Below are 14,112 nucleotides of genomic sequence, written 5' to 3'. Positions count from 1 at the left end.
CTTTTCGCTGTTCTAGAAAGGAGCCAAATTACAAGTGACAACGTATTTACGCATTTTTGATAGCGTTTACATTAGCTCCTGTTGTTATTTTCCCAAAAGCTGAGAAGCATTGGAATACACAAATCAGGTTTCCTGGGTTTAAAAAACAGTGGGACTCCATCAGCTCATCCCCGTTCATGTGATTTAATGTACTCGGAAGGCGTCATACCCGCCCATTTTTTGAACACCTGGCTAAAATATTGCGCGTTCCCGCCGAAGCCGAACCATTCGGCCAGCTCAAACACCTTTACATCTCCTGTCTCTCGAATATGCTCAGCCGCACGTTCGATCCGATAACGATTGACGTAGTGTGAGAAGTTTTCCCCCGTCACCTTTTTGAAAATCTTCCCTAAATAGTCGGAATTCATATACAGCATTTGACCTGCCACTCCGTTCAGCGACAAATCGGATTTTCTATAGTTTTGCTCAATAATAGTGATCATTTTATCAACGGTAGAAGATTGGCGATACACATTACTTTTATAATAGATTGCGGTCATTCGTTCGGCAGCTTCCTGTACAAAAGATTTGAGACATGCCAGCGTTTTTTGCTCTGCCAGCACCACCATTCGGCTCGTAAACGCCGCACGCTCCTCTTCAGGACATATACGGATCATAGCAGCATAGAGTTGAAGCACATAGGAGCGGGTCACGGAGATTTCCAGCTTCATACGGGACAGAATACCGAACAACCTATCCACTTCCTGTGCAACCTCCACCGTATTTCCAGCCTTGATCAGCAGACCGAACTTCTCCTCGTCCAGCTCCAAATCTGCCATCTCCCGGGTATCCTCAGCCGCTAAATCCTCCTTCGTAATCAGACTGCCCTCCCCGGTGTAAAAACGGTGATTCATACAATGCAGTGTCTCCCGGTACATCCCCCGTGAATGCTGCATACTATCCGACTCACTAACTGCGACCGTTACCTCCAGCTTGTAAAAGCGATGAAATGTCGCACGTACCGCTTCAATCTGTTTCATAAACCGTGACGTATCATCCTCGCTTTCCAGCACGATGAGCAATTGCCCCTGCATGGTCGTACTGAGCAAGACATCATCCATCAAATCTGCCGCTATATTTTGCAATGCAAACAGATGCTCCGGCTCATGGGATTCCTCCACCCGCAGCAGCAGCATTCGAACCTGCTTATCTTGCAATTCAATTCCGAATAACCGCTCATAAAATGCGATATCGCGGCTACCGTAAGTTTTATAGGAAATAAACTCCTTCAAAAAGTGTTCCTTCACATGGGGCAGCATACGCTGAAAATCTAGCTTCATCCGGTTTACAAACTGCTTGCGTTCTTCCTGCTCCTCCCGCTCCTGTCCCAACTCGGTCAGAGCCTCATGAATTTGCCGCTCATTGCATGGCTTCAACAAGTAGTGCTTCACCCCGTATTGCATGGCCCGACAGGCATAATCAAAATCTTTGTAGCCAGACAACAGAATGAAACGGACGTCTGGAAAATGCTCCGTCGTTTTGGCAACGAGTCCGATACCGTCTAGTCCTGGCATAGAGATGTCGCTAATCACAAAATCAGGTGGGCTGGCTTGAATCTGATCATAAGCCTCAATCCCGTTACGTGCCGTGCCAACCAATCTCGTGCCCGCTTTCCCCCAATCAACCACCTGTGATATGCCTTCCAAAATCATACGCTCATCATCAACCAGTAGCACCTTGTACACGACCCTGATCCCCTTTCACATATGGAATACAGACATGAATCGACGTTCCTGTTCCTGACTCGCTATGCAGCTCTATCCCCCAAGGTGTACCAAATGTCAGGTTAATCCGTTCCTGAATATTCGTAAGTCCAATGCCCTGCCCACGAGTCGTAACCTGCCCGCTTCGCAGCTTTTCCAAGAAATCCGGCGTCATTCCCGGTCCGTCATCTTCAACTCGCAGAAATAGAGCACCCTCGCTTTCTCTCGCAATAATAGCAATCTGACAGGGTTCAATTCGCGGCTCCAGCGCATAATGAATGGCATTCTCCACCAAGGGCTGAAGCGTTAGCTTCGGAATTTGTGCATCCATCAGTTCTTCCGGAATATCCAGATGGAAAACGAGACGTTCATCAAAACGTGTTTTTTGGATCGTTACGTAGCTCCTTACAATATCCAGCTCTTTTCGAAGCGGAATTAGCTGCTCCTCAAAACTGACCGCACTGCGCAGTAGAAAAGCAAGTGCTTCCACCATCTCTGAAATCCGGTCCTGTTTATTGGCCTTGGCGAGCCAGTTCACGGACTCTAATGTATTGTATAAAAAATGTGGATTAATCTGGGCCTGGAGCGCCTTTAGCTCTGTTTCCCGCAGTAATAGCTGCTTGGCAACATTCTCATTAATGAGCTCACGAATGCGGCGAATCATTTTCTTGTACGTTCGATGAAGCAAGCCTACCTCATCCTGTGTGGAAAGGGGGACCGCACCAAGTGCTTCCTCTTCCAAACGGTCGAGATCGCCTTTTTCTATTTTACGCATGTTCTGGATTAATTGAACGATCGGTTTGGTAATGCTCCCTGACAATCTAGCCCCCAGAGCCAATGCGATAAGAAGCATAATGACAAAAATAGCGCTTACAACTTCTTTGATAATCGTAATGCTGCGAAACATATCATCGAAGGGGGTCATATGCAAATACGTCCAATCCGTATAAGAAGATTTGATTTGAGCAGCGAAAAAGGTTCCTCCTGAGTAGGTCGCAATCCCGTATGGCTGCTTCCGGCCCAGCTCGGCCTGAATATCACTCTCACTCAAAAGTGGTGTTTCGGGATAAATCATCCGCCTTCCATCTGTAATCATCAGTTGTCCGTCACGACCGGAGGTTTGCACACGGTCCGCTACAATCCGGTCAATTCGTACACGAATCGCAAGCGTTCCGAGCCCATTCAGCGTAAAATTGGAATCGGTAAAGGATTTGAACTGCCGAGCTGCCAGCAAGGAGGAATGACCTGCGGCATACCATGCATTGGAACCGTCATGTTCGTCTGCCAGCTCCGACAGGGTGGATCGAAGCTCTTGGGGAATACCTTCGCGGTTGCCCGCACTCATGACCTGTCCCTCTTTGTCGATGACCATCATAGAATAGACATAGGTTTCAGAGCCGGCAAAGGCGACGAGCCTATTCGTTATTTTTTTACGCAGCACCATTTTGGCATAAGGGGATTTCTCTTTTTCCAATTGCAGCAAATAACGTTGAAGCTGCTCGTCCGTTGTTACCTTGAAAGTAACTTTTTCCACATCCTTCAGCTCATTTTCTATACCGATTGAAGAAATATTGAGTACTTCGGATGTTTTTTTGTACATTTGATTATCATAAATGTGAAATACGTACTTAAGTATGACTGCAACAACTGCAAAATTAACCAGCATAAGCACCGTGATCAGCAGTACCATTTTATGATGGATTCCAGCATTTTTGTAAGCGCTTTTAAAGTAGGTAATCAGTGATTGTCGCCTCCTTTATAACATACAAAATACCCCATGCCTTGGTCATTCGGCAAGAGGTATTTGCATTTGCTTAGCGTTGATCGGTTGGTTTCGATTTGTCCGCCTTGCTCATATATTCGTCGTATCGGTCATCAAGTTCCCGTGCCATACTCCGGTATTTACGCGTTTCCTCAACAATGGGATCGATATGAGTCTGAACCCGCACCTCATATTTAGGGCTGAGCCGTTCCCGCTTTTGGGCCTCATTCTCACGAATTTCGCCTTCCGTCAGCAGTTCACTGAGCTGGCGTTCCAATTCTTCGGATTGACTCATCGCGATTTCCTCCTTTAGGGTGATGGTCCCTACGTAGAATTATAACCCGGTTGCGTCTGCTTCTTTCAGCACTTGAATAAGTTGAGAATGAATAGCTGTATTCGTAGCTGCAATATGCCGTACACTCAGGTCATAAGGTCTGCCCAATGTATCGGTAATGGTACCGCCTGATTCCTGCACCAGCAAAGCGCCCGCTGCTACATCCCACGCATTCAAACCAATTTCGCAATAGGCCGATAACCGTCCCGACGCCACATAAGCCAGATGCAATGCTGCCGAGCCCAGCGCCCGAATGCCGCGTACCTGAGGTGTAAGAACCTGCGTGATTTTCATATTTAGCGGTTGTGCATACGTACGATCTGGCGGGAAGCCGATGCACACCAGACTATCTCCCAGTGTTTCTTCTCTTGAGGCTTGCATGCGATTACCATGTACATATGCGCCTTTTCCTTTTTCCGCTACAAACATTTCATCACGGGACGGATCATAAATAACCCCGACAATCACCTCTCCACGATGGGCCAAGGCAATGGACACACTGTAATACGGCAGACTGTGTACAAAATTGGTCGTGCCATCTACCGGATCAATAATCCATAAATATTCCTCTTCACGGGCAGCCTCTAGTGCGCGGGCCGAAGCTTCGGCTCCCGGCTCTACACCCTCTTCACCCAAAATCGCATGATCGGGAAAATGGGTCAGAATCAGTCTGCGAATCATCTGTTCTGCACCTTTATCTACCTCGGTCACTAGATCCGTAGGAGACTGTTTGGTATTCAAATGTTCAACAGTTCCCAGCCTGCTCTTAATCCATTCCCCGGCTTTGGATGCCGCGTTAATAGCCACGGCAGTATAGCTTTTTCCTGATACGATATAGGGAACCTTTTCGTTTTCATGTTCGTTCAACGTGTTCACTCTACTTTCTATATCATTGTTACGTGGTTTACGAAGCTGGCCTACAGCACAGTCTCTTAACCATCTCTGTTTCAGTACAAGTTTGCTAGTTTACACATTCTAGTATACACAATAAACTGCATAAAGTTTCCCCAAATGAGAGATTTATCCGCAAAATACTACTTTCTAAGGCATAATTTCTACGGAAGCCCCATCCAGCACTTTGACCCCATTATCTTCCTGAAGGCGCAGTTCATTCATCAATCCGAATAACGCTTCATCCTTAAGCTTGGCTTCAAGCATGACATCAATCCGATCCGTATATCCAGCAATATTGCGCAGAAAGGTCAGCAACGGCTCCACCAGAACACCGTCTGCATGACCACGAGGGTCTTTTTCACTTTTGGGACTGGAGGCATGAATTTTGGGCGGCAATGGATGATCAGTAGAAGATCCGGCTTGGGCCAATTCCCCTTTCCAGGTATTCAATATGTCCGGCCATAGCTCCCACGGCTTCTCACCCTCGTTATTGACCCATTGATGATGAATATCGAGAACCATCGGCAAGCCCGTTATTTTGCAAGCTTCCAGTGTTTCCACCGCATTGAATGTTTTATCATCATTTTCCAGCGTCAACCGTTCTCTTAACGAAAGATCCAGAGCACTAACCTGCTCTACAAAACGCTGGCCTGAGGTCACCTTATCTCCGTATGCACCACCAATATGAATGTTGTTCTTGGCTTCGGCACCGAGCCCCATGGCCTCCAGCATCGCTTTGTGGTACTTCAAGTCATTAATGGAGCTCTCCAACACCTCAGGACGGGGAGTGCTTAACACTGTAAAATGATCGGGGTGAAACGATACCCTCATCCTATTCGCCTTGACATAGTTCCCAACCTCTGCAAAGTCAGCAGCAAGCGCCTGAAACGGGTTCCAATCCCGCAGATCCTGATGGGTCGCGAGCGGAATCAGCTTGGATGAGAAACGATAGACCTGGATATCACTCGCGCGATTATGGCGCAGCAGCCTCAATGTATTATGGAGATTTTCAGCTGCTATCCGTTCTAGCTTGCGGATCGCAGCTTCTCGGTCTCCAATCTTGTTAAAGCTGGCCATCGTCATGGTTTTAGAGGGGGATGCATTTTGCACGGTAACCGACATGGCTACATAACCTAACCTTACGATCATAGGGTGTCTTCCTTTCAGTAGTTCGCAGTAGATGGTAAGGCCGCTTTCGTTCTGTGACCTAAAACCCTTTTCTACTGATCATACCCGGAAAAGCACATGCTGATTCGGTGTTATCGCACAAATTGCAAGAAGCAAACAGCTAGGATTGCTGCTGTGCTCCAAAAAACATTTCATCCGCCAATGCGGTCTGAATTCTTGATTCCTCATCATTCAGCTTACGAATGAGGATCATTTCAACTTCGGTCACTTCATCGCCCTGGAAATTAATTTCGGCGATACAGCCCACAATCTGCACGATGGCTACTGCCACGTTGTCCACGCTGTAAGCGATGACCTTCTGGCCTGTCGGAAACACGCGCAGCCCGGATTTAACCATTTTGCCACGTCCGTATTCCAGCAGTTCGTAAAGTTCTTGTTCGCTCTTGAATTTGCATACGGAGTTAAATTCAGTTTGAAAGCCCATGTGTAGCCGCCACCTTTCATCATTAAGGGTTTAGTGAAATGCTCAAGTAAGTGCCATATATATGAACAAAAAGGAGAGTGATCAGCTCCCCTTTGTTTCTTTTATGAGTTCTCGTAGTGCAATGCGGACCTGCGCTCATAACGCTCCAGTGCAAGAGCAATCATGCGGTCCAGCAGACTTGCATAGGATACGCCGGTTTCTCTCCACAATAATGGATACATACTGAACGGTGTAAAACCAGGCATCGTATTCACTTCATTAATAAGAATATGTCCGTCCGAGCGTCTGACGAAGAAATCGGCACGAGAAATCCCGCAGCCTTCCAGCGCGCGGAATGCTTGTAATGCGGCTTCACGAATACGATCTGCCACTTCCTCATCCAACGGTGCCGGAATAAGCATTTCCGATTGGCCATCCGTATATTTGGCAGCATAATCATAATAATCACTCGACGATACAATTTCACCCGGTACCGAGGCAATCGGCTCGTCATTGCCAAGTACGCTGACCTCAATCTCACGGGCATCGACGTACTCCTCGACAATCACCTTCAGGTCAAATTGCAAAGCCAGATCTACAGCCTTTTCCAGCTCTTCTCGGTTGCTGGCTTTGGAAATACCGACACTTGATCCCAGATTGGCCGGTTTGACAAAGCAAGGATAACCTAGCTCGGTTTCCATATTACGTACCAGATCATGACTGGTTTGGGCCCACTGTGTACTATTAAAATAACAGTATTTCACTTGCGGCAATCCTGCATGCTCAAACAGCTTCTTCATGACGCCTTTATCCATACCTGCTGCCGAAGCCAACACTCCTGCACCGACATAAGGCATATCCGCCATTTCGAACAGACCCTGAATCGTTCCGTCCTCGCCAAAGGTGCCGTGCAGCAACGGAAACAGCACATCCAGCGTCTGCTCTCCGTACAGCTTGCCGAACAACGTATCTAATGCCGCCTTGGTACCGCCCTCTGCACGTTCCAGCTTCAATTGCTCTACAGAAGCCAGAGGAGCGCTTAATAGCGCCCCTCTACGCCAATCGCCAGCCTTCGTAATATAAAAAGGAATAATCTCGTATTTCTCATAGTTAAATGCGTTCATTACCGCATACGCCGTTTGCAGCGAAACCTCATGTTCGCCCGATTTGCCACCGTACACCAGCCCTACGGTCAATTTTTGATTTGCCATGCCTATCCTCCGCTTTCCTACTTTCGTCATTATGACTGATTTGCGTCACTATACCTGTTATCCATCATCTCATTTAAAAATAGTCGGCGATGTGATAAAAGCGATATACCGTGTTGTCGGTCCACGCATACGAATTTTTATAGTCCCAATAACGATGTCTGGAGCTTACCGTATGCGCATTGACTAGCGGCATGCCGCCCGCATCAAAGGCCGTTACCACCGTGCTGTGCTGAAAGGTTCCGTCACCATCCCAATCGTAAAAAATGACGTCCCCCAGCATGAGCTGCTCCGGTCGACTCACCTGCTCAGCAGTCAAACCCCATGAGCTGGAGCCCAAATACCGCTCCAGACTGTTGGAAACTGCCCAACTGTAGCTCCACAGCTCACGTCCGGCGACCCGTCCTTTATACCACCAGCCCGATTCTCTTTTACCAGTATAGTGGATCGGTGCGCCCCCTGCAAAGAGGCATTGCGAGATATAATTGGTGCAATCCACATCAAAACCTTCAAACTCCGGGTTAAAGCTATCCCACCACTGATCTGCATAAGCCGCTGCTTCTTCACGGCGATATCGGCTGGGACGTGCGGACGAACCAAAGCCCAGCACACCGCGATTCAGCAGCGGCAAACTCCCTCCCTGATTAAACGAAGCCTGTTCAAAAGGAACCTCTCCCCCCGCTGGCTTCCTTTCTGCCGGATCTCGCTCAATTCTCGCTACCTGCCAGGCTTCACCCTCGCGTGTGAACGTCAGACGCTCCCGTTCAATCCGATCCTCCCGGTGAGTCATCCCGCCCTTCTCATAAAAGAGTCGGACATGCAGTTGTACATCTACCACAGCCTCATCCGGCGTATCCTGCACCATTCGTAGCGGCTTGGCGCGTGTCTCGCTGCGTAGGGGAACAGCATCCCGTTCGTTGTACCACTGCTCCAATCTGGCCGCACGTGCTGCTCGTTCCATCCGCTGGCCCACCTCCAGATACTCATCTGGCTGCGGTACACCATTGACTTCACTGCGATTGTATTGATTCACGTAAGCAAAAAGGGCCTGTTTCCATTCCCGCTCCCCCATCCCTATCCCTCCAAATTCGTCCCGCTATCCTTTTCCGGGGATAACCGGAATGATGTAGAACTTCCTTTTTCCCTCTCTGGTCTGATATGCTCTCTATCTATAAGTATGAATCTCTAAAGCTTGGTATGAACATCGAAACGCGAGGGAGCGGAACGTTTTATTTTCCAATCTGCAAGGCATCATTTAGGCCAAAAAAACTTTACGGAACTGCCTGAAAACGGTATACTTAATCCAAAAGCAATCATTTTGAAATCATGTTTCATCTAATGAAACAAATTGCATTCATCACAACCTCTAACACGTTATGAAGCACTGAAGATGTAATTGAGAACGCAACCAATTTAAACCAACTGGGCAAGACGTCGAAAAAACGACATCCCTATTTTCCCCCAAGCATTCACTTCAAGGAGGTAATACTTATGTCAGGAAAAGATCAATTCTCCATCGCCCGTAGTCTGGAAGTTAACGGGAAGCCTTATCGCTACTACAGTCTTAAGGCACTGGAGGAACAAGGAAAAAGCGGTATCGCCAAGCTGCCTTTCTCCATTAAAGTGTTGCTGGAAGCCGCGGTTCGCCAATTTGACGGACGCGCCATCACTGAAGAACATGTACAGCAGCTGACAGGCTGGGCTGAGGATCGGGACACCAACAAGGAGATTCCGTTCATTCCTGCACGCATCGTGCTACAGGATTTTACCGGTGTCCCCGTAGTTGTCGATTTGGCAGCTATGCGTGATACGGTGAAAAAAGCAGGCGGGGACCCGAAGCAAATCAATCCGCTCGTTCCCGTCGATCTCGTTATCGACCACTCGGTCATGGTCGATGCTTTCGGTACCAGTGATGCGCTGGATTACAACATTAATGTAGAGTTTGAACGTAACGAGGAGCGGTACCGTTTTCTGCGCTGGGCGCAAACGGCGTTCAACAACTTCCGCGCCGTTCCGCCATCCACAGGTATCGTCCATCAGGTCAATCTGGAATATCTCGCCTCCGTTGCCGCTACCAAAACCATTGACGGTGAAACGGTCGTCTTTCCAGATTCCCTCGTAGGAACAGACTCCCATACCACGATGATTAACGGCCTTGGTGTTGTTGGCTGGGGTGTCGGCGGGATTGAGGCAGAGGCGGGTATGCTGGGGCAACCGCTGTATTTTGTCACTCCCGATGTGATTGGCTTCAAGCTGACAGGCAGTCTGACGGAAGGCTCTACCGCCACCGATCTGGCGCTCACTGTTACACAAATGCTGCGTAAAAAAGGCGTAGTCGGCAAATTCGTAGAGTTTTACGGGCCTGGTCTGGCTAACATCAGCTTGGCTGACCGTGCGACAGTTGCCAACATGGCACCGGAATACGGCGCAACGATTGGTTTCTTCCCGGTCGATGCGGAAACACTGGCCTACCTGCGCAGCACTGGACGTTCCGATGAGCAAGTAAGCCTCGTAGAGGAATATTACAAGGCCCAAGGCATGTTCCGCACATCCGATACACCGGACCCTGTGTTCAGCGATACCATTGAGCTGGATCTAGCTTCGGTTGTACCGAGTCTCGCCGGACCCAAACGTCCGCAGGACCGTGTTGAGCTTGGCCGCATGAAAGAAACGTTTGAAGGCATTATTCGTACCCCGGTGGACAAGGGCGGCTATGGACTGAGCGATGAAAAAATCGCACAGAAGATTCCGCTGACCCATCCGGACGGCTCCACCAGCGAGTTAGGTACAGGAGCAGTCGTTATTGCGGCTATCACAAGCTGCACGAATACCTCCAATCCAAGCGTTATGCTCGGTGCGGGCTTGCTGGCCAAAAAGGCAGTGCAGCGTGGGCTCAAAAAGCCAGGCTATGTTAAAACAAGCTTGACGCCAGGCTCCCTCGTCGTGACGGAATACCTGCAAAAAGCGGGATTAATCGGACCGCTCGAAGCCCTCGGCTTCCATGTAGCAGGCTACGGCTGCGCAACCTGTATCGGTAACTCCGGCCCACTTCCTGACGAAGTGAGTCAAGCTATCACAGACCATGATTTAACGGTTGGCGCAGTTATTTCCGGTAACCGGAACTTTGAAGGCCGTGTGCATGCGCAGGTCAAAGCCAACTATCTCGGCTCACCGCCACTGGTTGTCGCTTATGCGCTGGCAGGTACAGTGAACATTGATTTGGTGAATGATCCGCTCGGTTACGATCAGGACAATCAGCCTGTCTACCTGAAAGACATTTGGCCTACTTCCGAGGAAATCAAGGAAGCCATCAGCCTGTCTCTCAGCCCGGATATGTTCCGTCGCAAATATGAAAATGTATTTACTGCCAATGAAAAATGGAACTCCATTCCGGTTCCTGAAGGCGAACTGTATGAATGGGATGAAAAATCAACTTATATTCAAAATCCACCATTCTTTGAAAAACTTCAGGATGGCGTGCAGGATATCAAGGAAATCCGTAATGCCCGTGTGCTTGCCCTGTTGAATGATTCGGTCACGACGGACCATATCTCACCAGCAGGCAACATTGCTCCTTCCAGCCCGGCAGGACTGTACTTGAAGGAGCATGGCGTGGAACGCAAGGATTTCAACTCCTACGGCTCCCGTCGCGGTAACCACGAGGTCATGATGCGCGGTACATTCGCCAACATCCGTATCCGCAACAATGTGGCTCCAGGTACTGAAGGCGGCGTGACCAAATACTTGCCAACGGATGAGGAAATGTCCATCTATGATGCGTCCATGAAATATCAGGCAGCCGATCAGAACCTGATCGTCATCGCTGGTAAGGAATACGGCACAGGCAGCTCTCGTGACTGGGCGGCCAAAGGTACGCTTCTGCTGGGCGTTAAGGCTGTCATTGCCGAAAGCTTCGAGCGGATTCACCGCAGTAACCTAGTCGGCATGGGTGTACTGCCTCTGCAATTCCAGGAGGGCTATGGCTGGTCCAGCTTGGGCCTCAATGGCCGCGAAACCTTCGACATCCTCGGCATTAACAATGACGTGAAGCCTGGTCAAGAGCTTACAGTTGTGGCTAAACGCGAGGATGGCACAAAGTTCGAATTCCCGGTAATTGCCCGTCTGGACAGCACCGTCGATATCGACTACTACCACAACGGTGGTATTCTGCAAACCGTATTGCGTCAAATGATTCAAGAGTAAAGAGCGTATAAATAACAAAATCCCCTCCAAATGCAGTGGAAACTGCACATTGAGAGGGGATTTTTTACATGCTTCAAGCCTTTAAAAGAAAACATATACCCAAGATTGCAAATACGAGGGTTATAAGAAGTGTGAAGAGACCAGGCAGGCTTTCCATGATTGCAGAGCCTTCTTCGCTCTTGAACTGACGACTGAAATAGGGTTGGAGCATAAGCATAATTATAAAAGATATGAGGCTAATTCCACACAACAACCATACCTCAGGGGAGGATTTGTCAACAAAACGGTCAGCCACATCATTGAAATTGTAGTGGATTGCTACATTCCTAGGCATTCTCGGATACATGAAAAGGTAGATAATGAAAGGCAAAACAGAAATAAGAAAAGACAATACATTAGAAAAATTTAATTTACTTCTCATGGAAATCCCCCTAATATGCCAAATCGATCCGCATTATACAGATATCAGCAGTCTATATTTTTATACCTATGGCTTAGAAAGAGAGAAGTAACAAAACTAATCATCGTCGGTAAACAAGAAGCGAGCACCATACACACATTAACTTCTTGTCCTAATCCTATAGCGATCCCGATTAAGCCAAAGGCTATCCAAATATAAGCAGAGATACGATGCGTCTTCTTCCATGCCTTTTCATTCGAAAGCAGCCATGGGAACTTCAAACCAATTAAACGGTTAGGTGTTAATTTAGTGAATGTGATACCTACTGTTAAGTGCGATATCGCTGAAACCAATAAAACTATATTTAAGGGACTGAAGTAAATAGCATTTGAATACAGTAACATTAAAAAAAGAAAAATAAAATTTAGAACAACAAACACACTGGAACATATTTTACGATATGGAACCAAATTATTTTCAGAAAATTGTTCTCTATGTTTCGAGAATTTTGGATACAAGACAACAATAAGAAAAGAGATAATCATCGCTCCTGATGACACAATAAAAAAAGCTAAAGGGAGCTTTAGCGGGTTCATTGAAGGCAATATAATAAATGAATTTATAAAATGCAATATAATAAATAAAATAGAAATCTGAATCCACGGCTTTTTAAATTCTTTTTTTAAATCATAGTTATTCTCCACTCAAAACAACCTCACTTGGAACTGTTTCTCAGTTGATTTTAGAAGTAAGTGTATTTATAATACTTCATTATAAAAAATGAATATATTTTAATAAAATATATATTATTGTCAGATCATAATGCATATTTTTCAAAAAAATAAGAGATCAAAGTCACATTCACAATATTTTTTTACAAAAAATAGCTTTTCTTCTGTTTCGAAAAGAAGTTATTATCTATCTACCTATTTCGATTATTAAAATAAACATCTCAAAGCAAAAAAGCCGATCCCTCAGGACCGACTTCCTACCCTATTCTCCTATAACCTTACCTTCACACCACCAGTTACTTCGAAATATCCAGAAAACCTTCTCCGAACACGTCCCGCACGTCATGAATGGTGATAAACGCTGCTGTGTCGATGGCTTTCACTATCTTTTTAAGCGCCGATACCTCTTGTTTACTAATGACGATATACAGCACTTCTTTTGGATTTTTAGTGTAATAACCGTGGCCTGACAGGACAGTAACTCCACGATCCATTTTCGTAATGACCATCTCGGCAATTTTATCTTGGTGCTCCGAAATAATCATGACCGCTTTTTTGGGGTTCAGTCCTTCGATCATAAAGTCCATCACCTTCGTACCAACGTACAAAATAACGATAGTTAGCATCAATTTCTCCGGGCCAATAATAAAATAGGAAGAGAATGCGACAATCAAATCAAAAAACAGCAGGCCATAACTGATATTCCAATCCAGATACTTGTTGGCAATCCGTGCTAAAATGACCGTACCCGCCGTAGTGCCGCCTACCCGTACGATTAGGCCTATGCCAACCCCCACCAAAACTCCGGCAAATACGGCATTAATCGTCGGCTCATGCGAATCAATCCGCCAGTTGACTGTTAAATGTAAAAACAGCGAGTTAAAAGCGACCGCAATGATAGTGTACAAGGTCGTTCTCTTGTCTAAAAATTTATATCCGACAATCAGCAGCAAGCCATTAATCACCAGATTAACGATCGAGGGAGACCACTGAAACAGGTAGTACAGGATGATTGTGACCCCTGTAACGCCCCCCTCGCCAAACTCATTCGGGATCACAAACAGATTAACAGCTAGCGCGAAAAAAAACGCACCCAGAATAATAAATGCGATGTCTGCAATACATTTTTTCATATATGCTCTAATCCTCTCTCTAACATTTCAAAGGATGAATCGCCAGATCGATTGGCTGACTCTTGTTGTCAAAATACGCTGACAACCAGTTCATGGTATCTACTACCAAACATA

The 14,112-nt window shown here is 46.9% G+C and carries 12 protein-coding genes; 1 reads left to right on the top strand and 11 read right to left on the bottom strand.

The window, feature by feature from the left end; genetic code table 11:
• Positions 1–164: 164 nt before the first annotated feature.
• The 8 genes from MKY98_RS04060 to MKY98_RS04025 form a co-directional block, all read right to left on the bottom strand.
• Complete coding sequence (locus MKY98_RS04060; RefSeq protein ID WP_029515766.1) at positions 165–1,724, bottom strand: response regulator transcription factor; 1,560 nt, start codon at positions 1,722–1,724, stop codon at positions 165–167.
• A complete protein-coding gene (locus tag MKY98_RS04055; RefSeq protein WP_209018226.1) occupies positions 1,702–3,432 on the bottom strand; it encodes a sensor histidine kinase in 1,731 nt (576 codons plus the stop codon). The genes MKY98_RS04060 and MKY98_RS04055 overlap by 23 nt, the downstream gene beginning before the upstream one ends.
• A gap of 124 nt (positions 3,433–3,556) precedes the next feature.
• Positions 3,557–3,799, bottom strand: a complete 243-nt coding sequence (locus MKY98_RS04050) for a hypothetical protein (RefSeq protein ID WP_029515768.1) — start codon at positions 3,797–3,799, stop codon at positions 3,557–3,559.
• A gap of 39 nt (positions 3,800–3,838) precedes the next feature.
• A complete protein-coding gene (locus MKY98_RS04045; protein ID WP_013308756.1) occupies positions 3,839–4,705 on the bottom strand; it encodes an inositol monophosphatase family protein in 867 nt (288 codons plus the stop codon).
• Positions 4,706–4,879: 174 nt separating this feature from the next.
• Positions 4,880–5,881: a UV DNA damage repair endonuclease UvsE gene (gene uvsE, locus MKY98_RS04040; protein ID WP_069011284.1), complete on the bottom strand. Its 1,002-nt coding sequence runs from the start codon at positions 5,879–5,881 to the stop codon at positions 4,880–4,882.
• Positions 5,882–6,020: 139 nt separating this feature from the next.
• Positions 6,021–6,344, bottom strand: coding sequence for a hypothetical protein (locus tag MKY98_RS04035; protein ID WP_013308754.1), 324 nt, complete (start codon positions 6,342–6,344; stop codon positions 6,021–6,023).
• 101 nt (positions 6,345–6,445) lie between these two features.
• Positions 6,446–7,534, bottom strand: coding sequence for a D-alanine--D-alanine ligase (locus MKY98_RS04030; RefSeq protein WP_039270664.1), 1,089 nt, complete (start codon positions 7,532–7,534; stop codon positions 6,446–6,448).
• Positions 7,535–7,607: 73 nt separating this feature from the next.
• On the bottom strand, positions 7,608–8,603 hold the full coding sequence (locus MKY98_RS04025; RefSeq protein WP_069011283.1) for an amidase domain-containing protein: 996 nt from the start codon (positions 8,601–8,603) through the stop codon (positions 7,608–7,610).
• Positions 8,604–9,022: 419 nt separating this feature from the next.
• Between MKY98_RS04025 and acnA the strand changes: the two genes are divergently transcribed.
• Entirely contained in the window at positions 9,023–11,734 is a 2,712-nt protein-coding gene (gene acnA / locus MKY98_RS04020) for an aconitate hydratase AcnA (protein WP_029515773.1), read from the top strand.
• 73 nt (positions 11,735–11,807) lie between these two features.
• Here acnA and MKY98_RS04015 read toward each other — a convergent pair whose 3' ends face one another.
• The 3 genes from MKY98_RS04015 to MKY98_RS04005 form a co-directional block, all read right to left on the bottom strand.
• A complete protein-coding gene (locus tag MKY98_RS04015; RefSeq protein ID WP_069011282.1) occupies positions 11,808–12,155 on the bottom strand; it encodes a DUF1648 domain-containing protein in 348 nt (115 codons plus the stop codon).
• A gap of 44 nt (positions 12,156–12,199) precedes the next feature.
• Positions 12,200–12,838: an SdpI family protein gene (locus MKY98_RS04010; protein ID WP_069011281.1), complete on the bottom strand. Its 639-nt coding sequence runs from the start codon at positions 12,836–12,838 to the stop codon at positions 12,200–12,202.
• A 323-nt stretch (positions 12,839–13,161) separates the two neighbouring features.
• Entirely contained in the window at positions 13,162–13,998 is an 837-nt protein-coding gene (locus MKY98_RS04005; protein ID WP_029515776.1) for a YitT family protein, read from the bottom strand.
• Positions 13,999–14,112 lie beyond the last annotated feature (114 nt).

The organism is Paenibacillus sp. FSL M8-0228, from assembly GCF_038007385.1.
Lineage (GTDB): Bacteria > Bacillota > Bacilli > Paenibacillales > Paenibacillaceae > Paenibacillus > Paenibacillus polymyxa_D.
This window is presented reverse-complemented; position numbering and strand designations above follow the sequence as displayed.

Bases quoted from the DNA above. Each gene is read 5' to 3' on its own strand.
- MKY98_RS04055 (WP_209018226.1), bottom strand. From the start codon at position 3,432: ATGGTACTGCTGATCACGGTGCTTATGCTGGTTAATTTTGCAGTTGTT.
- MKY98_RS04050 (WP_029515768.1), bottom strand. From the start codon at position 3,799: ATGAGTCAATCCGAAGAATTGGAACGCCAGCTCAGTGAACTGCTGACG.
- uvsE (WP_069011284.1), bottom strand. From the start codon at position 5,881: ATGATCGTAAGGTTAGGTTATGTAGCCATGTCGGTTACCGTGCAAAAT.
- MKY98_RS04035 (WP_013308754.1), bottom strand. From the start codon at position 6,344: ATGGGCTTTCAAACTGAATTTAACTCCGTATGCAAATTCAAGAGCGAA.
- MKY98_RS04030 (WP_039270664.1), bottom strand. From the start codon at position 7,534: ATGGCAAATCAAAAATTGACCGTAGGGCTGGTGTACGGTGGCAAATCG.
- MKY98_RS04025 (WP_069011283.1), bottom strand. From the start codon at position 8,603: ATGGGGGAGCGGGAATGGAAACAGGCCCTTTTTGCTTACGTGAATCAA.
- acnA (WP_029515773.1), top strand. From the start codon at position 9,023: ATGTCAGGAAAAGATCAATTCTCCATCGCCCGTAGTCTGGAAGTTAAC.
- MKY98_RS04015 (WP_069011282.1), bottom strand. From the start codon at position 12,155: ATGAGAAGTAAATTAAATTTTTCTAATGTATTGTCTTTTCTTATTTCT.
- MKY98_RS04005 (WP_029515776.1), bottom strand. From the start codon at position 13,998: ATGAAAAAATGTATTGCAGACATCGCATTTATTATTCTGGGTGCGTTT.